This window comes from Kangiella spongicola (genome assembly GCF_003194565.2).
Taxonomy (GTDB): domain Bacteria; phylum Pseudomonadota; class Gammaproteobacteria; order Enterobacterales; family Kangiellaceae; genus Kangiella; species Kangiella spongicola.
Genome location: NZ_QICH01000001.1, coordinates 475,269 through 497,059 on the forward strand (window position 1 = coordinate 475,269; position 21,791 = coordinate 497,059).

The window sequence follows — 21,791 nt, forward strand, 5'->3', positions numbered from 1 at the left end:
ATTCAGTCCAGACAACCAATACTTTATTACTGCGTCACGGCGTTCTAGTTTTTTTTAGCATCAAATAAGGTTATCATAGTTGGCTGATTATATTGACCTTTCAGCGTACCCATCATGCATGACTATCAAAAACAGTTTATCGAACTAGCCTTATCAAAGAACGTACTAAAATTTGGTGAATTCACCCTTAAAAGCGGCCGAATAAGCCCTTACTTTTTTAACACCGGCCTTTTCGATAGTGGAGCAGATCTTGCACAGTTAGGTCGTTGTTATGCGCAGACCATTGTCCAACAAAAGATACCATTTGATGTTATCTTCGGTCCAGCCTACAAAGGCATTCCATTAGTCAGCTGTACTACGATGGCACTGGCAGAGCATCACGATGTGAACGCCCCTTATAGTTTTAACCGTAAAGAAAAGAAAGACCACGGTGAAGGCGGTAATATTGTTGGGAGTCAATTGAATGGTGATGTTCTTATTATTGATGATGTTATCAGTGCTGGCACGGCAATTCGAGAGTCTATAGATATAATCAAAAACAACGGTGCAAATCCTAAAGCTGTTCTTATAGCCCTAGACCGCCAAGAAAAAGGCACTGGAGAGCTTTCAGCTGTGCAAGAAGTTGAACAAGATTACGGAATTCCTGTATTTTCTATTATAAAGTTGACAGATCTGCTAGATTACTTAAAAGATCACCCAACTTTCAGCAACTTCTACCCTAAAGTTCTTGCCTATCGCGAAACTTATGGCGTCGAATAACTCTTGGGTGTTATTGATCAATATTTAATGGAGCACTATGAGCTTTAAACACTTACTTCTTTTTTTAGGTCTGATTCTCGTATCGAGCTCTGTCGATGCCAAAAATTATTATCGATTTAAAGATAGTAATGGTCGACTTGTGGTGAAAGACTACTTACCAAACTCCGCCTTAAAGTCAGGCTATGAAGTCATCAATGAAAGTGGTCGCGTAGTCGAAAAAGTCGCGCCCATTATGACTAAAGAAGAGAAAATAGCGGAAGAACTGCGCCAAGAAAAAATTGCAGAGCAACAAGAAAAAGAAAGACGTATGCGTCAGCATGACCGAATGTTACTGCGTCAGTACCGAACTACCGATGACATTAAGCGCACTGAAGAAAACCAAATGGCTTCGCTAAAAATTAACATTTCGATACTGTCTAGCCATAATAAAAGCTTAGAGAATAAACTTTCAAACTTGCAATCCAGTGCCGCCAATTATGAGCGCAAAGGTCAAGCGATTCCAAAATCGATCCTGACTCAAATTAACGCCACTAAGGAACAAATTCAAGAAAACACCAACTCTATCGCACGTTACGAGTCTCAGGTTGAGGTTATTAAAGAGCAATTTAAAAATGACTTGGTACGATTTAAAGAGTTACAAGCGATGCGCCTTATAGAGCAGTATGCAGATAATCAACGCTCTTTTCCAACAGCTACCAAGGTACAATGCGACTCTCAGAAATCTTGCGAACGCTCTTGGAAGTTAGCGCAGATATTTGCTCATGAGAATGCTTCAAACAAGTTAGAGATTGTGACCGATAGCCTAATTATTTCAAGCAAGCCCAAAAGTGACGAGCAACTAGGATTATCAATCACCCGAATTCCTGCTGACGATGATGCCATGCAAATCGTGCTAGAAGTGCAGTGTTTTGACTCTGAAGCGGGGGAAAAACTCTGTCAGGGTGAAAAAGTTAGTCTTTTAAAATCTGAGTTTATTCAGTACATCTCTCAGAAAAGTAGTTAATCCATCATAATAAATAGAGCAAGCCCATAACGATGGCTTGCTCTTCTTTCTGTAATACTTAATCTGCAACAGTAATCGGCTCGAGCAACTGCCACTGGCTTTCCCAGCTGGCTAAAGGTGACTGCACAAAATCCGTCCTAACATACTGCTGAATTCTCCCCTCTACAGTTGCTAATAGCAAATTTGCTCGGCTACTGACTTCAGGCGTGTATTTCGCCTTAGTAGAAACTTCGTGCTGGCGAAATAGCTGCTTTATCTGAGTCTCAATACGATTGAATAACTGGCTGATTCGGCCTCTGAGACGCTCATGTTCACCTGAAAGCGCTTCACCAGTTAATAACCGACAGATCCCTGGGTTTCTGCTAGCGAAAGTTAAAACCAAGCTTAGTATTTGCTGGCACTGCACACTAAGCACCGCCTGCTCTTTAGCTATTAAATTAATTCGCGAAAATAGCGCTTCTTCAGTAAACTCAATCAGCCCTTCAAACATTCGAGCTTTACTTGGAAAGTGCCGATAAAGCGCAGCTTCTGAAACCCCAACTTGCTTCGCTAATTTTGCTGTTGTTATTCGCTCCCCTGGATCTTTTTCAAGCATCAATGCTAGCGCTTGTAATATTTCATTTTTTCGTTTTGATGAATTTTTAGTTGCCATGCTTCTCTCAAATTTTAGAAATTAAGTTTTATTTTTGGTGCAATTTTTTTCAATTGCCTTTTCAATATGTCTTTAACAGCTTCCAGCGATACTTCATTGTCGGCTTCAAATTTAACCACAATACTCGGTGTTGTGTTGGAAGCTCTTGCCAGTAACCAGCGGTGTTTATAATCCACCCTTAGGCCATCAATAGTGTTTATTTCACCATCGCCAAAATCACCTTTAGCCACCAGCGCATCGATTAGTTTGAATTTAACCTTATCAGGCACAGGAACGTTGATTTCTTCTGATGATAAACCTTCTGGTAGCTCTTCAAATAACTCAGCAGAAGTAGCTTGTGATTTGCCTAAAATCTCCAATAGTCTAGCAGCTGCATAAAGCGCATCATCAAAACCGAACCAGCGCTCATTGAAATATAAATGCCCGCTGCCTTCACCACCAAAAGGAGCTTCTGTTTCACGCATCTTAGCTTTCATCAGCGAGTGCCCAGTCTTCCACATCAGTGGCTGTCCGCCAGCCTGCTTGATCACATCTTTTAAAAAGCGCGTACACTTAACGTCATAGATAATTTCAGCGCCAGGATTGCGCGATAAAATATCCTGTGCAAACAACATCATCAAGCGGTCTGTCCAAATTATTTTGCCTTTATTATCGACCACTCCTACTCGATCACCATCTCCATCAAAAGCAATACCCAAATCTGCCTTTTCTTTGATGACCATATCAACTAAAGCCTCAAGGTTCTTCGCTGAGTTTGGATCTGGGTGATGGTACGGGAAGTTTCCATCAACATCGGTATAAAGCCCAATTACTTCGCAACCAAGCGCTTGTAACATCTTTGGTGCAAAGTCTCCCGTGACGCCATTACCACAGTCGACCGCTACTTTTAACGGTTTATCGACTTTAATATCCGCCAATAACTTATCAAGGTAACTTTGCTCAACACTGGCTTCTTTAACGCTACCTTTACCGTTAAAGTATTCTTGCATTTGAATACGCTTTAATAAGTCTTGGATTTGTTGCCCGTAAAGCGTCTCACCAGCCAATACTATCTTAAGACCATTATGTTCTGGAGGGTTATGGCTACCTGTGAGCATCACGCCTGAGCGCGAACCTAATGTATGAGTTCCAAAATACACTAACGGAGTCGGCACCATTCCTAGGTCAATCACGTCTCTACCGCTCGCAACAAGACCTTCGACTAATGCTTTATGTAGTTTGGGGCTCGATAATCGACCATCCCTACCGACTACGATGCTTTGCTCGCCACGTGAATAGGCCTCGCTGCCTATCGCTTTGCCAATCACATAAACCGTTTCTGCATCGAGATTCTCTCCGATAACACCACGAATATCATACTCACGAAAGATGTCAGGATTAATTGCTTTAGATGCACTGCCCTCATCCACTTCTAAGCTGATAGTTTCTTTTTTCATAACTGCTGGTGCCGCAGCAGTTTCTTTCGCCACTACTGGTGCTGGTGACTCGTCAGCTGTGGTAGTTTCTGATGTCGATTTCGCACGTCTTCTACGGCGTTGCGGTTTTGGTTCTTCTGGAGCCTTGTTACTAACGTCAGCTTCTTCAGCAATTTCAACTCCAGAAGATGCTCGACGATACCCCGCGGCAAGATCTTTAAAGAAACTTAGCTGATAGCTTTTACGAGTCACGCTTTGCTCTTGTACGCCCTGAATAAACTTTCGAGCGTCATTCGCAAAAAGTCGTTTCATACTTAGAAGTGGCATCAAACCAACAATCAAAAATGCAACCACTGCCGCGATAAATAACAGTAAAGGTAACTGCCCTGCATCAGTGCTAAAAGCGCTAACTCTTTGCCATAATACAAGTGACCAATTGGCACCAAAACTTTGTGTTTCTAATAAAGGCTCACCTTCAGCAGTGCCATTCCCAATAGCCGCCACAACATGTGATGCGTCACCAAAGTTTTGTCGTAGCTCTAAGCGACTATCGCCATCTGCTTTGCCTAGCAGGCTCTTCACTTCAGTCAGGCTCACCGTTGCCAATATCAATCGGTCATCTGCCAGTTTTTCGGTCAAAGCGATATAACTCGGCTGACCATTTTTAAGGATTAGCTCAGGCTTGCTTTTCTCACCCTGGGCAGCTTTTCTTAATAAATCAATCACTACATGGGTAATTACTGGATCTGAATTGGCGTCTGGCTGAATCGAGCTATTCTCAAACACCACCACCTTCTCAAGCTTTGGCACTTGCTTCTTTAGCTTCTCAACCACTTTAGGAGATTCTTCTGCGAAAACTGACTGCGCTGCCAAATCCAAAGAGCTTTGTATTTGCTGAATCCTTTGCTCGATTAAACTCGCACGCTCAGCAGTCCGAGAAGCCAATAACTGTTGAGCCTGTTTCTCTAGGGGATCTTGAATACCCAAGTAATATAAACTCGCGGATACCGCGACCAAAATCACTAACCCAATCACTAAAGGTATAATAAAAAAGCTGCTTAAACTTTTACCTTTTCCCATTAAAGACTCCTCTTTCCCCGTAAGCTGACGTCACTTTATGATGGACGCACCTGATGGATTAACTCAATTAATTGCTCAGCAACTTTTACCTTGCTTGCTGGCCCAATTCGTTGTTCTTTTGTAATATTCTGTTCGCGATAAAAAACCAGTAATTCATTATGATCACATGAAAAGCCAATATCATCGCGACTGACATCATTCGCGCAAATCATTGTGATCCCTTTGCGTTCCATTTTGGACTTGGCGTAGTCGCTAACATTCTGCGTCTCAGCAGCAAAGCCCACACAAAAAGCACTCGTTTCCCCTGCAACCCACTTCAATATGTCTGGATTTTGGCTTAACTCGATTGTTAGCCCTTCATCACCAGACTTTTTCATTTTCTCTGTGGCCACTGTTTTCGGTTTGTAATCAGCAACTGCTGCGCAAGCAACAAATACCGAATCATCACGCAGCGTTTCCTGCACTTTCCTCAGCATAGCCTCAGCGCTTTCAACTTTAAAGCAATTCACTCCAAAAGGAACATCCAAACTCACTGGGCCGCTGACTAGAGTAACCTCAGCACCTGCTTTAGACGCCATTTCAGCAATGGCATACCCCATTTTGCCCGAACTGCGATTAGCTAAATAGCGCACGGGATCAATCGCTTCTACAGTCGGTCCGGCGGTTACTACCCAGTGCTGACCTTGCAATGATTTAGCATTTAAAAAATGTACCGTATGTTGTAACAACTCAGCAGGCTCAAGCATTCGCCCAAGGCCAGTATCACCACAGGCCTGCTCTCCTGAACCGGGGCCCCAAACTTGAATATCTCGCTCCAATAAAGTCAGAACATTGGCTTGCGTCGCTTTATTCGCCCACATTTGCTGGTTCATAGCCGGCGCCACAGCCACAGGAGCGGCGGTTGCCAAGCACAGAGTCGTCAGCAGATCATCGGCAGCACCGTGAGTCAACTTGGAGATGACGTCGGCAGTGGCGGGAGCGATTAAAACCAGATCCGCCCAGCGCGCTAATTCGATATGTCCCATGGCAGCTTCGGCATCAGGATCAAGCAAGTGCTCGTGAACAGGATTACCCGTCAACGCTTGGAAAGTCATTGGCGTTATAAATGCTCGCGCGCCTTTAGTCATCACCACTCGAACTTCTGCGCCAGCTTTTATCAACAAACGACTCAATTCTGCGCTTTTGTACGCAGCAATGCCGCCCGTCACTCCTAACAGGATTTTTTTACCTTGCAAACTCATGCTAACCGATTGATTTAACTTATAATGAATTATAAGTTTACGCTTTTACGCACAAAAATTATAGTCAAATTCTTAATTACATCTCCCCTTAGTGCCCCTACACTTGATCCTTAGACTATGGTTGTCGGATTGCCATAGTTTTTAGCTGCGTAAGAGTCATTTTGGCTCATCCAAAGCTTAATGCTTAACGCAGGGCTTACTCTATAGGTGAAATCAATTATTACAACGAAATACAAGGACGTTACTGCCATGAAAATTATGGAATGGCCACAACAAGAAAGACCTAGGGAACGGTTGATGCGCGATGGCGCAGAAAGCCTTTCCGACGCGGAACTACTCGCCATTTTCCTCAGGACCGGCACTCGAAATTACAATGTGGTGGACTTAGCTCGACATTTGTTGAGTCAATTTGGGGGATTAAGGCAATTGCTTGAGGCAGATCATAAAACCTTTACCGAGCAACCAGGAATGGGCACGGCAAAATACTGCCAGCTTCAAGCAAGTTTAGAGCTATCAAAACGCTACCTGCAGCAAAATTTACAGTTAAATCAAAGCTTTTCATCGCCCGATGAAGTAAAACAGTTCCTCTCAAGCTTGCTCAGTCATCACAAGCGTGAGCAATTCTTAGTGCTTTTCCTAAATAACCAACACCAACTCATCGCCCAAGAAACCCTGTTCCAAGGTACAATTAATAGTGCAGAAGTGCATCCAAGGGTTGTGGTGGAGCAGGCCCTAAGGTATCATTCGGCCGCAGTGATATTGGCGCATAACCACCCCAGTGGTTGCCTTGAGCCCAGCCCTTCCGATCGGCAAATTACCGACCGTATCCAACAAGCTTTACAGCTGGTAGATATAAGAACGCTGGACCATATTATTATCGCTCACAACAAAAGCTACTCCTTTGCGGAGCATGGCTTAATATGACCAAATTCGGCATTTACTCGAGTTTCGCTAGATGAACTGGCAAAAACACGTGTAAATTGGGCTTTTATTGTCAGTTTAGTTGTCAAAGACACTCCTTTCTGGTATAAAGTGCGCCCTATTTGAAGAGTAGCGGTGAGATAATTTCATCTCCTCGCCAATGTAAAGATTATTTTTTGGAGGCTATATCATGGCTAAAGTTTGTCAGGTAACGGGTAAGCGTCCAGTGACAGGCAACAATGTGTCACACGCAAAAAACCGTACAAAACGTCGTTTTCTACCAAATCTACACTCTCACCGTTTTTGGGTTGAGTCTGAGAAGCGTTTCGTAAAACTACGCGTATCTGCAAAAGGTATGCGCATTATCGACAAGAAAGGTATCGATACTGTGCTAGCTGAATTGCGTGCTCGTGGCGAAAAAGTATAAGGAGCTGAAAGATGCGCGATAAAATCCGTTTAGTGTCTAGTGCTGGTACAGGTCATTTCTATACCACTGACAAAAACAAGAAAAACATGCCTGGTAAAATGGAGATCAAAAAATTTGATCCAACCATTCGTAAGCATGTTATGTACAAAGAAGCTAAAATTAAGTAATACAACCGCTTTAATTTAGTTTCACTGTTTTCTGCCTCCAAGAAAACAATTAAAAAGCCCGGCCTCGCTGGGCTTTTTGCTATTCTGCATTACAATATTATAGCCTTTTCAATAATTGAGTATTAGATTCCTTATGCCAGAGTTGCCTGAAGTTGAAACAACAACACGTGGATTAGCCCCGCACATTACTGGGCAAACCATCATTGCTGTGAATATTCACCAGCCTAAGTTACGTTGGCCAATTCCTAATGAAATAAAACAGTTGGAAGGGCAAATCAGCGGTGAAATTCAGCGTCGTGCTAAATACATGCTGTGGCATTTCGAGGCCGGTACTGTGGTGATGCACTTAGGCATGTCAGGAGCAATGCGTGTTGTTGATGCCGATACTCCATTAAAAAAGCACGATCACTTTGAAGTCATTTTCAACAATGGCAAAGCGCTGCGATTAAATGATCCTCGTCGCTTTGGCGCTGTATTGTGGCAGGCTAAGGGTCAAACACTCGACATCATTGACTCCCTAGGCCCAGAGCCTTTGTCTGAGGATTTCGATGGCGATTACCTGCATCAAAAGCTCAGTAAGCGTAAAGGAGCCATTAAAAACGCCATAATGACCAATGCAGTGGTCGTTGGGGTTGGCAATATTTATGCTAGCGAATCTTTGTTTTTAAGCGGTATACATCCGAAAAGAGCCGCCAACCGCGTAAGCTTAAAGCGCTGTCGCCTACTCGCTTACAATATCCAGCAAGTACTGACAAAAGCTATCGAGCAAGGTGGAACCACCTTAAAAGACTTTACTCAGGCAGACGGCTCGCCTGGCTATTTTGCTCAAGAGCTGAATGTTTACGGACGTGAAAACCAGCCTTGTAACCAGTGCCAAACACCTATTAAGAATATCGTGCTTGGCCAACGCTCCAGCTTTTACTGCCCGAAGTGTCAGCGCTAGTTTAAAATTGTTCTTGGCTCCTTTTTTTGCTATGTTGAAACTAGGCGCTGGTCAGATGACTTGGTGTATTCACTTAGTTTGATCATTAAGTATTATCAATGCCAGCCGTTTAGGAGGCCATCGAAGGAGTATAGATATGCTAAGAAAGAAAACCAAGAACACGTCACACAATGTTCAAGCCGATATGACCCCAATGCTAGATATCGTTTTCATCTTGCTACTATTTTTTATCGTTACAACCAGCTTTGTTCAAACGCAGAGCGTTGATATCACTCGTCCATCAACCGTTTGTGAGCAAGATTGTAATAAGGATACCTCGCCGCTCATTGTCTCTATCGACGAACATAACCAGGTCTTTTTTAATAATAGAAATATTGATATTGAGGCGATTCAAGCCAACCTAGAAAGTCGGTTGGTCAACAATATCGAAGCTCCTGTCATCGTTAAAATCCATGGCGACGCGCATAACCTCAGCTTAGTATCCGCGGTCGACCAAGCGAATAAAGCGGGCGTGGCTAACGTTAGTGTGGCTCGCTGGCCTTAATTAGTTAAAGCTAATAGCCTGTAATCGTTTGATTTTAAAATAAGCAGACAACCGCCACAGGTACGACTAGCAACTTTTGTTGCATTTAGGGTAGACATTTTTTGCTGGATCACATTTAATGTGGCGGTTATACTTTAACGACACATTTAAACAATGCCGCCTTTGTGGGCCAAATGCTTAAGTTGATTCAATAACATCACCGAAGCAACAAAAGTGCGACAGGATAAAGATATATGCGTAGTAAACGAAGAAATAGAGACGAAGACGAAACGGCAATTGACATGACACCGATGCTAGACATCGTATTCATCATGTTGATTTTCTTCATTGTAACGACGTCATTCGTCAAAGAAGATACGATTGAGCTTGCAAGACCAACAACGAACCAAGACACAACACCGCCGAAGAACCCACCACCATTAATCGTGGTTTCTATCGACGGTCAGAGCAATGTCTTTATGAACGAGCGTTCTGTTGATCCTGAAGCGATTCGAGCTAACATCGAAACTCAACTAGCAGTCGACCCTCGTTCGCCTGTTTTGGTACGTGTGCACGAAGATGCAGTCAACGAAGTTCTAGTAACTGCAGTTGACCAAGCGAATTCTGCCGGTGTATCAAAAGTCAACGTAGCTCGCTGGGTTACGGCAGACTAATAAACGTTTCGAGTAAGCTTATCGAAAGCGTAATAAAAGGTGGCCAGTGCCACCTTTTTTTATTGCCTGGGGTTTTATATTGAAAATGAACTATAATAACTTAGAGCATTTTTGTGAACAGTTGCCAGGTGCCAAATTTGATCTCAAGTGGGGCGCGGATAGAACTTACTGTATCGCTGAGAAAATGTTTACCGTTTTTTGTTGTGACTCTAGCGTACAGGGCAGTAAACAATTGTGTTTGAAAGTCACGCCAGCAGACTTTATCGCACTGACTGATATGCACGGAATCGAGCCGGCACCTTACCTCGCAAGATACCACTGGGTTTCGATCACCGAGAATGCAACATTACCCCAGAAAGAGCTGGAACTTCTGATCAAAGGCTCTTACGATATGGTCTACTCTAAATTAAGTAAAAAGAAACAGCAGTCCTTGCACTCTAAAATATGACTCAATTATTTGTAATCCTTCTCATTGCCCTTGTCGTTGGCATTTGGGTTTATAACAGGCGTATACAGGAAAATGCCTATAAAGCTGCTCAGAAAGCCTGTGAGGAAGCCTCAGTACAAAACCTTGACGGCTATGTCGCTCTAAAAAAGATTTATTTTGATAAGGACTCAGATGGGAAGCGTCAGTTTTTAAGACGTTACCAATTCGAGTTCGCCACAGACGGCGCTCAACGCTATGCTGGATTTATCGTTATGCGGGGAAAATGGCCCGTTATTGTCGAAATGGAGTCGGCTTAAACTGCTAACGCCACTTTGCGGTCGGCGCCAATATCACGTTTCAACGCCCTTTTCGTCGCATTATAAGCGGCGACAAAGGCTTCAGGCCCAAGATGGAGTTTTGTCGGCCCACAGCGAGGCAAGTCAAACAACTGTAACGAGACTAAGTTATCTCTTTGTGGAACTTCCAATGCTTTTGATTTCTTACTGCGCCAGGGTGAAACGGACACTATGTGATGATAAAAAACTCGCTCATCCAGAGCCACGTCAGCTAGGGCAGGTCGGTCTTTAATACCGCCATCTAACAAGCGATAGCCGTGGTAATTTAATGGCTGGAATAAAAAAGGGATGGCACACGAGGCATAAATCGCCGATACCAATTCGCCACTGTTGATTATCACGGTTGATTTGGTCTTAATATCATAAGCCGACAACGAAAGATCAGCTCGACACTCTTCAAAGGTTTCAACGGGCAAGATATCAGTTAAAATTTGTCGAAATTTCTCACCTTTCAGCAAGCCCCAACCAAAGCCCGGATCCCAGAAATCAGATCGCTTCAACTCAAACAGAATATTTTTTAATTCAGCGGTACTCAACCCAGATGCCCAGCAAGCGGCAACTAGCGCTCCTGCACTCGAGCCCGTTACCCTTTGTGGAAGTAACTCTTGCTCTTCTAATGCGGCCAGCATGCCGGTATGCGCAAAAAAACTAAAAAACCCTGAGGACAGGGTTAAAGTGAATGGCTCTTGGGACAACCAGTCTTGTAGGGTCATAGGAATATTAGAGCTGTAATCCCCCAGCTCAAGGTACTAAACTTCAACGTAACTTTCGCCAGTTAAACGTTCGTACTTGGCAATCAACTGCTCTTCCGTTTCAGGATTATTTTCATCAAGAGGAATACAATCCACCGGGCACACTTGCTGACATTGTGGCTCATCATAATGGCCAACACACTCGGTGCACTTGTCCGGATCAATCTCGTAGATTTCCTCCCCCTGATAAATGGCCTCATTCGGGCATTCAGGTTCACAAACGTCGCAGTTGATACATTCGTCTGTAATGATTAATGACATACTATTTAAACCAACGGTTCGTTAATGAGCTAAAGACTATTATCGCTTATATGTTAGGCAAGTTCGAGACTTATTGTGAAAATTTCTGCTCTAGAGCTTGCTGTACAGTCGAGTCAACAAATGCTGTGATATCACCACCTAAAGACGCCACTTCCCTCACTAATGAAGACGAAATGTAGGAATACTTTTCCGATGGCGTTAAAAATATAGATTCTAAATCAGGATCTAGATGACGATTCATATTGGCTAGCTGAAATTCAAACTCGAAATCCGATACCGCACGAATCCCACGAAGTACCGCTAGCGCTCCTTTATCTTGCGCAAAGTGTGCCAACAAGCCGTTAAATCCCTCGACTTGGACTTGGCTGTTGCCCTTAAAAACTTCGCGCACCATACCCACTCGCTCTTCCAAGTTGAATAACGGCTTTTTCGAGGGGCTGTCTGCTACAGCTATAATTACTGTATCAAATAATCGACAAGCTCTTTTAACAAGATCCATATGCCCCTTAGTAATGGGATCAAAGGTTCCTGGGTATAAAACTATTTTCTTCATAGACAACTTCATTCAAATTCTGGCTGTTCGCTTAAGGTATCAAGTCAACGAGATTACCGCTTCATGATGCCCAGTAAAAATTTTGAAAACTTAGACGGCGGTGGGTACATCAGTTTTACGCCAGAAAAGCGTCTTTGCTGATAGATACTCTTTGCCTTTGAGAATGTTTTGAAGCCTTCGTGACCATGGTAGTGGCCCATTCCGCTCGCACCAACACCACCAAATGGTAGCTCATCTTGGCTCACGTGCAAAATGGTATCATTCAAGGTGACGCCACCTGAGATCGTATTCAGCATATAATGATTCGTGACTTTTTTATTATGGCTGAATAAGTAAAGCGCCAGTGGACGCGGCTGTTGATTTATCCAAGCAACAGCTTCAGAGTGTTCTTGATAGGGTACTACCGGTAGCAGAGGACCGAAAATCTCTTGCTGTCTAATCAACATGTCTGGCGAAGTATTTAAGACCAGTGTTGGCACAGCTTTGTTATCAACAAGTTGATCAGCTTCGTGTTCAAAAAGGGGGACTATCTTAGCGCCCTTCTCCTTCGCGTCTTGAAGCATTTCCTGATAACGCTTCACCTGCTTATCGGAGGCTAAAGCTGTATAATCTTTCTCGCGCCACTCTGGATAGAATTTTCGAGCAGTTTCTTGCGATAAACGCACAAACTCTTCAGTTTTTGCCTCAGGTACAAAAACATAATCAGGAGCTAAGCAAGTTTGGCCAGCATTTAGTAGCTTACCAAACAATATCCGCTCCACTGCAGTTTTCAAAGGAAACTTTTTATCGACTATAACCGGCGACTTGCCACCTAGCTCTAGGGTTACTGGTGTGAGGTTTTCGCTTGCCGCTGCCATAACTTTTTTGCCAATATTGGTCGATCCTGTAAAAACGAGATGGTCAAAAGCTAACTTAGAAAACGCTTCACCAATGTCTGCACCGCCATTAATGACGACTACTTGCTCAGATCCTAGGTATTGCTCACAAAGCTCTGCAAACAGTTGGCTAAAGCTTGGCGTGAACTCCGACATTTTCAGCATGACTCGGTTTCCCGCAGCTAAAGCGCCAATTAAAGGTCCCAAAGCTAAAAATAACGGGTAGTTCCAAGGAACAATAACTCCAACTACACCCAGGGGCTGATACATGATCTTTGCTTTAGCTGGCTTAAACCAAATATCCACAGGACGCTTGCTTGGCGCCATCCACTGAGCCAGAGACTTTCGTGTAAAACTAATGGAATTTAGGGCAGGATAAATTTCTGCAAATTCGGTTTCGAAGGGCGTGCGGTAGCCGAAGTCATCATTAAGTGCCTTTTTAATGGCATCTTGGTTTTGTAACAACATACGTTTCAGTTGGCGAAGAAGGTGGTCACGCTTCTCCAAACTTGGATAAGGATCGTCTTGATAGTGTTGTTTGAGCGACTTCAGCGTGTTCTGTAATTCCATAATAAAAATATAGATATCAATAGGTTAATTAAATCTAGCTTAACAGATTAAGGGCATGACTCCTAATCACATGAGAGCAGACTATTTTTAAGCCTTAGCTGTTGCTAGTGGTGATTATAAGAAGGGATCAAAGTAACCTAAAATGGTTTCTTCTAGATAGAAGCTGACACCTTTGCTACCTGGGCTTGCAACAAAACCAACATGGCCACCATATTCACTAATCAACAACTCCAAGCTGTCAGGTAGCTGGTCTTCCCTAGGTATGATTTCAGGCGACATAAAAGGATCGTCCGCGGCATGAATGACTAAAGCTGGCTTTTTGATGGTGCCTATATAATAAATACTCGAAGCTGTTCGATAATAGTCATCAGCATCTTCAAATTCATTTAAAAATGAGGTGACTCGATTATCGAATTCGCGGAAGGAGTTAATCGCCATCACGTCTCTTGGCGATAAATTTAAAAGCTCTAACAAGCGGTGTTCAGGAAATTTACGAACAATACGCTTTTTCATCGAGTTTAATAAAAAGTATTTGTAGATTTTAGAAAAGCCTTGATCAATCGAATCAGCACAGATTGATAAGTTAAATGGCGTCGACACGGCACAGCCAGCATCAATTTGTGCTTTATCTTGCTGCTCGCCGAGCCACTTTAAGAGCACATTAGCGCCTAATGAATATCCGGCAACAAACAACTTATCTGGCGCTTTGCTGGCATGAATCTCTGCAATAACTTCGTCCAAGTCATCACTTCGCCCTGAATGATAGGTTTTATCCAGTCGATTATCTTCTCCGCTACAACCGCGCCAATAGACTAAAACACCACGCCAGCGGCGCTGCTCGATCTGGAAAAGCATACGGCGTAAATAAGGGGAGTTTATGTCTCCCTCCAAACCATGCAACAAGACGACTGTAGGTGCGTCTCTTTCAGGGTTGACCCAATCCATGTCGATAAAATCACCATCGCTCAGCTCTAGTCGCTGACGGACCATTTTAGGTAATGGTAATCTAGGCGCTAACGGCGCCCAGAATGTTTGTAGATGGCGATTTTTGAGCCACCAAGGTGGCTCAAAATGACTTTCCTTTAACATAGAACCCTATGAATTATTGATGGTATTTTTTACTTAGCTCGTGCACCGCCTCAATAAAGACGCCTGCTTTTTCCGGCTTAACGAATTGATGGATGCCATGTCCTAAATTAAACACATGACCGTTACCGTGTCCATAGCTAGCTAAAATAGTCTCGACCTCTTCACGAATTCTTTCATCAGAAGCGTAAAGTAACGAAGGGTCCATATTACCTTGGAGTGCTGTTTTACCCGCCACACGCTGTCTGGCTTCGCTTAAATCCGTCGTCCAATCAACACCAAGACAATCACAGCCTGATTCAGCCATGATATCCAACCATTTGCCACCACCTTTCGTAAACAAGGTAACTGGAATGCGCTGACCATCTTTTTCACGGTTCAAGCCATCAACAATTTTGCTCATATAGCGTAAAGAGAATTCTTGATAGGCCTGAGGTGATAAAACCCCACCCCACGTATCAAAAATCATCAACGCCTGTGCGCCGGCTTCGACCTGTGCGTTAAGGTAAACAATGATTGAGTCAGCAAGTTTGTCCAACAATAAGTGCATAGCCTTGGGGTTGCCATACATCATACCTTTCACTTCTGAGAAGTTTTTAGTTGGACCGCCTTCGACCATATAGGTCGCCAAGGTCCACGGACTGCCCGAAAAACCGATTAAGGGGACACTGCCCTTCAACTCACGACGAATCGTACTGACAGCATCTGTCACGTACTTAAGCTCTTGATTTGGGTCTGGGATTGGTAATTCTTTAACCGTTTTTTCATCACGTACAGCTTTTTTAAAGGCGGGGCCTTCGCCAGGCGTGAAGTAAAGACCAAGCCCCATGGCATCTGGGATCGTTAGAATATCTGAGAATAAAATTGCGGCATCTAGAGGGAATCGACGTAACGGCTGTAAGGTTACTTCACAAGCTAATTCTGGATTAGTGCATAAATCCATAAAGCTACCCGCTTCTGCTCGCAACTGGCGGTATTCTGGTAAGTATCGACCAGCTTGGCGCATCATCCAAATTGGCGTGCGATCTGTGTCTTGCTGGAGGGTGGCTTTGATATAACGATCATTAACGAGTGGATGGCTCATGGTACTCAAAAAGTTAGTCTCTGTTGCACGCTATTATAGATGGAACGGCGCATGAAAACAGCCTAATCTTGCGAAAGCAGCCTTTATTCAGCTAGTATTAGCGGTTTACTGCGAAACTTCCTTGGCGATAGCGGAAAACTGTCGAATCCACGGCTGTTGCGCCAGAATATCTTCTGGTAATGATTCTATGGCTTGCTGAGCTTCGGCGCGGGTATCAAAAGCCCCCCACAGCACTCGGTAGCGGATTTTTCCGTCTAAATTTGCCTGATAGACATAGCTGTCAGCAAGATCTAACGATTTTTGGAATCGCTCAGCGGCAGCTTTCTCTGTATGAGAAAACAACTGCATGCTGTATGCGTCTTGAGAGTGACGGGCTAGCCAGCTATTGAAATCCTCATTCTGTCGTGGCTCTGCTGTTGCTACAACATCCTTGCGTGCGACTTTCAGTGCAATAGACTCAATGGGATCGCTCGACTCAGCGGCTTCATCAACCTCGGCTTGAGAGAGTGAAGGCTGATTATCGGGTTTTGATTTGTCGGTGTGCTGCTCGCCTCCATTAGCGCTTATAGTCATGTCGCTAGTGGATGATGCACTGTTTTCAACAGTTCTAAATTCATTCCCAAACTGTTCTGTATTATTTCTAGAATCAGACAACTGATCTGGTCCAGAGCTACCTAGGTTATCTTTGCTAAGAACTGTTGTTTCTGGTTGCTCACTCGATGTATAGCTATTTTGCTCAGCGCCAGTTTCGAGGCTTTCGATAACCAACTCACCGCCTGGCGCTTCAACTCCATTCTCAGTATCGTCATCATTCGTCGCTATATTAATGATTAACAATACAATGAAGGCGAGTCCAGCGGCGCCTAGCGCAGCTGTCATATACCAACTTTTATTCGCTTTTTCGAAGTTTTCACTACTTTCTTGCCCCGAAAAAAGCTTACTAAGATTTTGCTTTGCTTGGTCGATAATGTTTTTCGGTAATCCTTGGCTAGAATACCAGATAGTATCACTCTGCATTTGAGAGACTTGGACGTATTTCGGTTGATCTTGAAGCTGCTTTTGTAGGAACTCATAACAATCTTCTTTAGAAAAGAGCGGCAACTCGACTTTTCTTTCTGCAAAAGCATCAACTCGCTCGTCAATTCCTGGCTCGGCCAATAACAACCAATATATGTTTTCTTGTGGTTGAGTAAACTTTTGCAACAACAAAGTTGAGGCTTCGTGGGCGTCGTCAATGATAACTATCAACGGTTTTTCAGGCTTCTTAGGCAGTTGAGCCTGGATCTGTTGAATTGTACTTAAAGGGTGAACTTGAACAATTTGGCAGTCAATTTTTTCATCCAGCACCACTTTTTTTTCAAATATCTTAGCGAAGGATGACTTCCCAGAACCAAACTCCCCTTCCATAACGGCAAAGCCACCGTTAGGCACTTGATACTTAATCAAGCTTATTAACCGGTTCCAACTCGAGGGTAAGTACAATACTCGATTATGCTTTTCTAAAACATTTGGGTTTAGGGACTGTGAAAAAGCCATTTAAAACAATGCCTTGTTATGTTATTTATTCAAGATATTGCTCAATGAACTGTTCAACATCTTGAGTTTTTATATTATGTTCAATAGTAACCTTCCCAATCGCTTTTGGCAAAATCAGAGTGAGATCTGTGTCAACATTCTTCTTGTCCAAAGCCATCGCTGATACTAATTCTGAGGTGCTAACGTCATCAACTTGGGTTTCGATGTTCGTAGGTAGCCCAAATCCTTGGGTAAGTCGCTTAATTGCAACAGACTCTGATGGGCTTAATAAGCCTAGTTTTACGGAATATTCTGCAGCCATCACCATTCCAATAGCTACTGCTTCGCCATGTAACAACTTGCCAAACCCTAAAGCCCTTTCAATTGCGTGTCCAAATGTGTGCCCCAGGTTTAGCCAAGCCCTAACACCTTGCTCTTTCTCATCGAGACTGACTATTTTGGCTTTAATACCACAGGCCCTTTGAATCATTGTAGCTAGAGTAGCTGATTCTTGAGCCAAAATACTTTCAGTATTCAGTTCAAGCCATTCAAAGAAATCTCTATCTGCAATCACGGAAGCTTTTATAATCTCAGCAACGCCCGCTAAAAACTCTCTTTTGGGTAATGTTTTTAGCGTATTAAGGTCGGTTACCACGCGAACGGGCTGATGAAATGCCCCTAACATGTTTTTACCAGAAGGGTGGTTCACTGCCGTTTTCCCTCCGACTGAAGAGTCAACTTGTGATAAAAGCGTCGTAGGGACTTGAATAAAGCTAATTCCTCTCTGGTAAATCGCGGCAGCAAAACCACTTATATCACCCACAACACCTCCACCTAATGCAATTAATGTCGCATTACGACGTAAACCGACTTTCAGCATAGAATCAAGGATATCTTCGAGACTACCTAGTGATTTGTACTTTTCGCCATCCTTCAGGATGTAGCTGTGAGTCTCGTATTGACTGAGAGAATTTTTTAGGACTTTTAGATAGAGAGGGGCAACGGTTTCATTGCTGACAATAAAAACTTGTTGCCCTTTAATAACAGATGAGAAATTGTTGCTATCAGAGAGTAAATCCTTTCCGATAAGTATTTGATAATCCGAACTTTTAGTTGGTAGTTGTAAATCCAGAATATTCAAAGGTTGCTCTAGGCTATAGGTTGTTCCATCAACTCAACAATTTCTTTTGCTACAGATTTTACCGAACTAATATTGGTGGCTACGGTAAGGTCGGCAATTTCAGTATAAAGAGGCTCTCTTTCTTTCATAAGCGCCTCAAGAGTTTCTCTTGGGTTCCCATGCTGAATAAGTGGGCGTCTTTTGTCACGGCGAGTTCTTTCTAACTGCTGCTCTATAGAAGTTTCTAAATAAACAACAACACCTCTTGCAGCAAGGTGGTTGCGACTCTTGTCTGAAACAACTGCACCTCCGCCTGTTGCAAGCACGATACCTTGCTCTTGTGTTAGCTCCTCAATGATTTTTTCTTCACGAACACGGAAGCCTTCTTCACCTTCGATATCAAAGATCCAGTCGATAGGCGCACCAGTACGCTCTTCTAGTACGTGATCACTATCCACAAATTCGAGCTTTAAGATTTCAGCCAGCTGCTTTCCAATGGTGGTTTTACCCGCACCCATTGGTCCTACTAGGAAGATATTGCGCTTACCTTTCATTATTAACTTTGAACTCTTTTTTAATTAACCAAATATGAAAAACCAAAAACCCAGGCACGCGATTATACCTAGGTTTTTAGTATTTGGGTATGTTTGACTAATATTTCAAGCCTTGTTTAATGATTTTTGGTGTTACAAAGATTAATAGTTCCTCTTTAGAGTCTTCTCGCGACGTATTGCGGAACAACCAACCTAATAGTGGAATATCACCCAATAGTGGTACTTTTGTTTTATCTAACTTAGTCCTGTGTTGGAAGATACCACCAAGAACAATCGTTTCTCCATTATCAACCAGAATTTGAGTGCCAATTTCTTGAGTATTAATCGCTGGAGCACCACCTACGGCAAAGCCGTCCGGAGTCGTAAATAAAACTTCTTCGCCACGAGTGTCTTGCGTTATCGCTAAGTCTAAGAATACACGACCGTCAGGAGTTATCTGAGGAGTTACCTTTAGCTCCAATACGGCTTCTTTAAACTGAATGTTCGAAGCACCTGATGAACCACCCTGTAAGTATGGAATCTCTTCACCAGCTTTAATAAAGGCTTCTTTTTGGTTAGCTGTGATGACTTTTGGGCTAGCTACAACCTCACCTCGGTTTTCAGCTTCAAGTGCTGATAATTCCATATCAACAATAATGCCATCCGCCAAGCGTGCAAATGAAAGCCCTAATGATCCTGCTGGGTTAGCTACAGGTAGGTTTACATTAAAGCCATCATTTTGGTTTCGGTCTCCTTGAACAGAGCCATTTATTCGGCCTGCATCGACAACAGTGCCAGAAACACCTACTTCACCAGAGTTCATTGAGTCGCTAATACCAAATCTTGTACCCAAATCACGGGCAAAGCCATCGGACGCAGTTACGATTCTTGCTTCAATAAGCACTTGCTCCACAGGAATATCTAGCTGATTTATAAGGCGACGTACATCTTCAAGTTTTGAAGCTACATCTTTTACAATTAGCGTGTTTGTTCTTACATCTACTGAAACAGCGCCTCGCTCAGAAAGCACCCCTATAGATGGAGAGTCTGTTCCACCAGAAGCTGATAATAGGCCAGCAATTTCAGCTGCTTTTGCGTAGTTTATTTGAATAAGCTCTGTTCTTAATGGTGCGAGCTCTTCTTGTTGCTTACTTGCTTCTAGCTCTTGTTGTTCACGAGCCGCAATGACATCTGCCGGAGCAATCATCATGACGTTTCCGTCTTTACGCTTATCAAGACCTTTTGATTTTAAAATGATATCTAGCGCTTGGTCCCAAGGTACATTGACTAGGTTTAGAGCCATAGAACCCTGCACGTCATCACTAATAACAATATTAATGCCCGCGAAGTCACCTAAGGTGTGCAAAATTGCTTTTAGATCCATATCTTGGAACTGAAGTGTTAATTTTTCACCTGTGTACTTTGGCTTTTCACGCTCACGACGCTCAATTTCTTGTTTAGAAAGTGGTTTGAGCTCAATTGTGTATAGGTCATCTGCTTGATACGCTAAATATTCAAATGCATCGTTACCACGAACTTTTAAGCGAACGTTATCACCGCGACGAGTCGTTTCAACTAGCTGGGCAGGCGTGCCGAAATCGATAACGTCTAATCTACGAATAAAGCTTGGGTCTATATCGCTACCGATAAAGTCTGCGATGACCGTACGACCTTCTTGGCGTAAGTCCACATTGACATTTGCAGCGCCTAGATTAACCAAAACACGACCTTCTCCAGAAGTACCTCGGCGAAAATCTACAGCCTCAATATCATAATTTGAACTAGATGAGGTGTAACTTGAGCTAGTATTAGACTTATTCGAAGTCATAGCCGGAGCAGTACCCGACTCAAGCGTTACTAAATAATCGTTACCTTGAATTTGGCTATTAAAGGCCACTAATTCAGATAGGTTAATCACCACACGAGTACGATCTTGCGCTTCAATAGCAGTAATTGAGCCAACAGCACCAACACCAATGTCTTTAGTCTTATAACCTAAGCTTGAACCTACCCCAGAGAAGTCCATTGAGATTCGTGCAGGGTTCGAGGTGGTAAACTCTTGTGGCATCGGCGGAGTGTCAGAATAGCTCATACGAACCATTACCTTGTCTCCGGGCAACACATTGTAATCTATAGATTGCAGTTGGCTGGCCTGGACGCCCCAAGAAAATAGTGTTGCCCCTATTACAAAAGTGCAACTTTTCATCAATTTATTCATCTTTGTCAACATAGTCGTTTTACCCAATTCTGACTTGTTCATCCATTCTTCATTTATAATATGCATCGTTCAGCCCCTCACTGCCCTAATACTAGGTATTGTGTACGATTTTCCCAGCAACCTCTTCCGTTCGGGACAATCGCTTCAATGGTGATCTGGTTACTATCGATTTTAGTAATCTTGCCATTATTCAAACCGATATACTCACCTACATGAACAGGCTGAATGACACCAGCACTATCACCGCTAAGAATCTTGACTAAACCTCTTAATTCTTTCTTATTTGCTATCATGCCTGAGTACCTGAGAGCATCTAAGCCATACTTTTCCATCTCGAACTTTTGACGGTTAGGATCTGGCCTTACATCTGACTCACAATCTCCATCAATCAGCATCATAGTCGACTCAAGCTCAGGATCGAGCTTGGCAAATGGACTGCGCAAGTCTGATGCTGAATACGTAAACGGCTCATAAGCTTCAACTTTTGGTAGAGGCTCAATATTCGTTTTCGTCTCACTCTTAATCTTAGCAATTTTGCTGTCTAAGCTTTGCATATCACCATCTTCACAGCCACTTAATACAGCTAATGCAATGATAGTGCTTAGAAGGGCTTTAATTTTAACAGTATGCTTCATT

24 protein-coding genes are annotated in these 21,791 nt (G+C 43.2%); 10 read left to right on the forward strand and 14 right to left on the reverse strand.

All coding sequences use genetic code 11. The annotated features are described in order from the left end of the window. The first annotated feature begins 114 nt into the window (after positions 1-114). Together pyrE and DL796_RS02000 are read left to right on the forward strand one after the other, a co-directional pair. Entirely contained in the window at positions 115-759 is a 645-nt protein-coding gene (gene pyrE / locus DL796_RS01995; RefSeq protein ID WP_110199468.1) for an orotate phosphoribosyltransferase, read from the forward strand. A gap of 37 nt (positions 760-796) precedes the next feature. After that, positions 797-1,762 carry a hypothetical protein gene (locus tag DL796_RS02000; RefSeq protein WP_110199470.1) on the forward strand — a complete coding sequence of 322 codons (966 nt, stop codon included), beginning with the start codon at positions 797-799 and terminating at the stop codon, positions 1,760-1,762. Positions 1,763-1,820: 58 nt separating this feature from the next. On the opposite strand, the gene slmA is transcribed toward DL796_RS02000, so the two are convergent. From slmA to coaBC, 3 genes are read right to left on the reverse strand one after another with little or no spacing between them, the layout of a single operon-like run. Next, complete coding sequence (gene slmA / locus DL796_RS02005) at positions 1,821-2,414, reverse strand: nucleoid occlusion factor SlmA (RefSeq protein ID WP_110199472.1); 594 nt, start codon at positions 2,412-2,414, stop codon at positions 1,821-1,823. Positions 2,415-2,428: 14 nt separating this feature from the next. After that, entirely contained in the window at positions 2,429-4,909 is a 2,481-nt protein-coding gene (locus DL796_RS02010) for a phosphomannomutase/phosphoglucomutase (protein WP_110199474.1), read from the reverse strand. 35 nt (positions 4,910-4,944) lie between these two features. After that, positions 4,945-6,150, reverse strand: a complete 1,206-nt coding sequence (coaBC, locus tag DL796_RS02015) for a bifunctional phosphopantothenoylcysteine decarboxylase/phosphopantothenate--cysteine ligase CoaBC (protein WP_110199476.1) — start codon at positions 6,148-6,150, stop codon at positions 4,945-4,947. 249 nt (positions 6,151-6,399) lie between these two features. On the opposite strand from coaBC, the gene radC reads away from it, so the two are divergent. The 8 genes from radC to DL796_RS02055 all read left to right on the forward strand — a co-directional run bounded on the left by radC (position 6,400) and on the right by DL796_RS02055 (position 10,549). Beyond that, entirely contained in the window at positions 6,400-7,074 is a 675-nt protein-coding gene (gene radC / locus DL796_RS02020; RefSeq protein WP_110199478.1) for a RadC family protein, read from the forward strand. 187 nt (positions 7,075-7,261) lie between these two features. After that, positions 7,262-7,498 (forward strand): 50S ribosomal protein L28, encoded by a 237-nt coding sequence (gene rpmB / locus DL796_RS02025; RefSeq protein WP_110199480.1) that lies wholly within the window; start codon positions 7,262-7,264, stop codon positions 7,496-7,498. A gap of 11 nt (positions 7,499-7,509) precedes the next feature. Then, on the forward strand, positions 7,510-7,665 hold the full coding sequence (rpmG, locus tag DL796_RS02030) for a 50S ribosomal protein L33 (protein WP_068988900.1): 156 nt from the start codon (positions 7,510-7,512) through the stop codon (positions 7,663-7,665). Positions 7,666-7,798: 133 nt separating this feature from the next. After that, positions 7,799-8,608, forward strand: a complete 810-nt coding sequence (gene mutM, locus DL796_RS02035) for a bifunctional DNA-formamidopyrimidine glycosylase/DNA-(apurinic or apyrimidinic site) lyase (protein ID WP_110199482.1) — start codon at positions 7,799-7,801, stop codon at positions 8,606-8,608. 136 nt (positions 8,609-8,744) lie between these two features. Then, a complete protein-coding gene (locus tag DL796_RS02040; protein ID WP_110199484.1) occupies positions 8,745-9,152 on the forward strand; it encodes an ExbD/TolR family protein in 408 nt (135 codons plus the stop codon). A gap of 233 nt (positions 9,153-9,385) precedes the next feature. Then, the gene (locus DL796_RS02045) at positions 9,386-9,805 is read left to right on the forward strand and encodes an ExbD/TolR family protein (protein WP_110199486.1); all 420 of its coding nucleotides are present in this window, start codon (positions 9,386-9,388) and stop codon (positions 9,803-9,805) included. A gap of 85 nt (positions 9,806-9,890) precedes the next feature. Continuing rightward, the gene (locus DL796_RS02050) at positions 9,891-10,253 is read left to right on the forward strand and encodes an MmcQ/YjbR family DNA-binding protein (protein WP_110199488.1); all 363 of its coding nucleotides are present in this window, start codon (positions 9,891-9,893) and stop codon (positions 10,251-10,253) included. Then, a complete protein-coding gene (locus DL796_RS02055; RefSeq protein WP_110199490.1) occupies positions 10,250-10,549 on the forward strand; it encodes a DUF3301 domain-containing protein in 300 nt (99 codons plus the stop codon). Before DL796_RS02050 ends, DL796_RS02055 begins: the two co-directional genes overlap by 4 nt. On the opposite strand, the gene DL796_RS02060 is transcribed toward DL796_RS02055, so the two are convergent. From DL796_RS02060 to DL796_RS02110, 11 genes are all read right to left on the reverse strand, one after another. Continuing rightward, positions 10,546-11,301, reverse strand: coding sequence for a patatin-like phospholipase family protein (locus DL796_RS02060; protein WP_110199492.1), 756 nt, complete (start codon positions 11,299-11,301; stop codon positions 10,546-10,548). The genes DL796_RS02055 and DL796_RS02060 overlap by 4 nt on opposite strands. A 36-nt stretch (positions 11,302-11,337) precedes the next feature. Further along, the gene (locus DL796_RS02065) at positions 11,338-11,601 is read right to left on the reverse strand and encodes a YfhL family 4Fe-4S dicluster ferredoxin (RefSeq protein ID WP_110199494.1); all 264 of its coding nucleotides are present in this window, start codon (positions 11,599-11,601) and stop codon (positions 11,338-11,340) included. A gap of 70 nt (positions 11,602-11,671) precedes the next feature. Next, positions 11,672-12,154 carry a pantetheine-phosphate adenylyltransferase gene (gene coaD / locus DL796_RS02070; RefSeq protein WP_110200690.1) on the reverse strand — a complete coding sequence of 161 codons (483 nt, stop codon included), beginning with the start codon at positions 12,152-12,154 and terminating at the stop codon, positions 11,672-11,674. A 53-nt stretch (positions 12,155-12,207) separates the two neighbouring features. Continuing rightward, positions 12,208-13,599: a coniferyl aldehyde dehydrogenase gene (locus DL796_RS02075; RefSeq protein WP_110199496.1), complete on the reverse strand. Its 1,392-nt coding sequence runs from the start codon at positions 13,597-13,599 to the stop codon at positions 12,208-12,210. A 114-nt stretch (positions 13,600-13,713) separates the two neighbouring features. Then, positions 13,714-14,688: a hydrolase gene (locus DL796_RS02080; RefSeq protein ID WP_110199498.1), complete on the reverse strand. Its 975-nt coding sequence runs from the start codon at positions 14,686-14,688 to the stop codon at positions 13,714-13,716. A gap of 13 nt (positions 14,689-14,701) precedes the next feature. Then, the gene (gene hemE, locus DL796_RS02085) at positions 14,702-15,769 is read right to left on the reverse strand and encodes a uroporphyrinogen decarboxylase (RefSeq protein ID WP_110199500.1); all 1,068 of its coding nucleotides are present in this window, start codon (positions 15,767-15,769) and stop codon (positions 14,702-14,704) included. A gap of 105 nt (positions 15,770-15,874) precedes the next feature. Beyond that, on the reverse strand, positions 15,875-17,215 hold the full coding sequence (locus tag DL796_RS02090; protein WP_227592931.1) for an SPOR domain-containing protein: 1,341 nt from the start codon (positions 17,213-17,215) through the stop codon (positions 15,875-15,877). Positions 17,216-17,330: 115 nt separating this feature from the next. After that, complete coding sequence (aroB, locus tag DL796_RS02095) at positions 17,331-18,425, reverse strand: 3-dehydroquinate synthase (protein ID WP_110199502.1); 1,095 nt, start codon at positions 18,423-18,425, stop codon at positions 17,331-17,333. Between the two features lie 8 nt (positions 18,426-18,433). Beyond that, positions 18,434-18,958: a shikimate kinase AroK gene (gene aroK / locus DL796_RS02100; protein ID WP_110199504.1), complete on the reverse strand. Its 525-nt coding sequence runs from the start codon at positions 18,956-18,958 to the stop codon at positions 18,434-18,436. Positions 18,959-19,055: 97 nt separating this feature from the next. Beyond that, entirely contained in the window at positions 19,056-21,221 is a 2,166-nt protein-coding gene (gene pilQ, locus DL796_RS02105; protein WP_110199506.1) for a type IV pilus secretin PilQ, read from the reverse strand. Between the two features lie 11 nt (positions 21,222-21,232). Then, the gene (locus DL796_RS02110) at positions 21,233-21,790 is read right to left on the reverse strand and encodes a pilus assembly protein PilP (protein ID WP_110199508.1); all 558 of its coding nucleotides are present in this window, start codon (positions 21,788-21,790) and stop codon (positions 21,233-21,235) included. Position 21,791 lies beyond the last annotated feature (1 nt).